Source organism: Nocardioides sp. YIM 152315, assembly GCF_029210375.1.
GTDB lineage: Bacteria > Actinomycetota > Actinomycetes > Propionibacteriales > Nocardioidaceae > Nocardioides.
The window spans coordinates 1-1,840 of record NZ_JARGER010000030.1 but is presented as its reverse complement, the minus strand read 5'-3'; the positions used below and the strand labels follow the sequence as shown (position 1 = coordinate 1,840).

Here is a 1,840-nt window from a genome sequence, read left to right as displayed (position 1 = left end):
GACCCGGATCCGCAGGTAGGCGGGCGGCGCTTCGGGGTGTGAACGCAACAAGTGCCCTTCAGATCGGCAAGATCGTGGTTGTTGAGGCCGTGATCGCTGTCGAGTGAAGGGCACCTGTTGGGTGAACAGGCTACGAGGTCGTCGTGGGGTCCGTCATCAAGTCCAGATCGGCGCGTCGGATCCGTGCCTGACACCAGTCGCCGGGATGCTCGCGGTCACCGAGCTGGTCGACCGGATCGGTGTCGTTGATGCGCTCGATGAGGCGGTCGGCCCGATCAAGCAACGCGCTCGTGGCTTGACCGGCGGGGAGTTCCTCGTCGGCCTGGCGTGTGCCCAACTGGCGGGCGAGGACTACCTGATCGGGCTGGACCGACGTCGTGCCGACGTGGCCGGCGGCCGGCTTGCTCCGGTTCCGACCGCGCCGTCGACGACCGCGGCGACACTGGCGAAGCGGTTCGACACCGATCGGTGGCACCGGGTCGAAGCCGCCCTCGGCCACATCGCCGCTCGGGTGATCGGGCGCCTCGACAAGCCGCGCCGCGATGCGCTGCTGGCCGCGCCGACGATCGACATCGACGCCACCGATGTCGAGGTCTACGGCTCCCGCAAGCAGGGCATCTCTTACAACTACAAGGGCCAACGCGCCGGCCGACCGCACCTGGCGACTTGGGCCGAAGCCGGGATCGTGCTGGCCGCCGACCTGCTCGCTGGCGACGAGGATCCACGCGCCGGCGTGGTTGACCTGTTCACTCGTGCACTGGTCGGCCTGTCCGCCGCCACCGCACCTCACGGCGGTCACGGTCGAGTGCGGGTGCGTGGCGACATCGGCTACTTCACCAAGGACCTCGCCGACGCCGTCGTGGCCGCCGGGGCCGACTTTGCGATCGGCGCGAACCGCAACCCCGCTACCTGGCGGGCCGCGGCAGCCGTGCCCGAGGACGCTTGGAGTGACGCTGACGCCATGCCCGGCGCCCAGGTCGCGGTGGCCGACTACACGCCGGGCGGCTGGCCCGAAGGAACGAGGTGTCTGATCCGGCGGGTGCGGCACGAAGCGGCGGCGATCTCGGCCGACCCGCGTGCCCGACGCCGCAAGACCATCCCCGCCGACCAGCTCGCACTGGCCTTGGACGGCGACATCGAGCAGGTGTGGGCCTACTCCTTCATCGTCACCAACCTCGACGTGAGCACTCCGGAACGCGCCCGGGCGGTGGAGTGCTGGTACCGACACCGCACCGACATCGAAGACCGCATCCGCGACGCCAAACACGGTGCCGCGCTACGCCACCTGCCCTCCGGGGACCGGGCCGTCAACACCGCCTGGATGTGGGGCGCACTGCTCGCGACCAACCTCTCGGCCTGGCTCCACGAACTCGCCGGACTCGACCACGGCGACGGCCGCGGCCGCGCCCACCTGAGCCGGCTCCGCCGCGAGCTGATCTGCGTCCCCGGCCGGCTGATCACTCACGCCAGACGCACCGTCCTACGCCTCCCACCCGGACCCAGCCTGCTCGCCCAAGCACTCGCTCGACTTCGAGCGATTCCGGCTTGATTGACCACGCGCCGCTGAGCAGCACCGTCCGGTAGTGATCTCTGCGGCATAGAGCCGAAGAACACTCTGACACCGGCGTTCCGATACTCCCGGTGGCCCGAAGACCAGGAGACCCCCATGGACGCCTTCAGCACCACCTCGACCACCATCGTCGCCGCAGCGGTGCTGATCTTGGCGCTCTGCATCGGCACCGCGGTGCTAATCGCAGCCCTCAAGGCCCCCACCGACGTCACGATTCGACTCGGGCACCACTTCGGCTCCCGCCAACCGCCCTAACTGCGAGATCGGGTC

The 1,840-nt window shown here is 69.5% G+C and carries 2 protein-coding genes; both read left to right on the top strand.

What is annotated here, in order from left to right:
- Positions 1-103: 103 nt before the first annotated feature.
- Positions 104-1,549 (top strand): IS1380 family transposase, encoded by a 1,446-nt coding sequence (locus PZ894_RS09880; protein ID WP_345799147.1) that lies wholly within the window; start codon positions 104-106, stop codon positions 1,547-1,549.
- Between the two features lie 117 nt (positions 1,550-1,666).
- On the top strand, positions 1,667-1,825 hold the full coding sequence (locus PZ894_RS09875) for a hypothetical protein (protein WP_275744373.1): 159 nt from the start codon (positions 1,667-1,669) through the stop codon (positions 1,823-1,825).
- Positions 1,826-1,840: the final 15 nt, after the last annotated feature.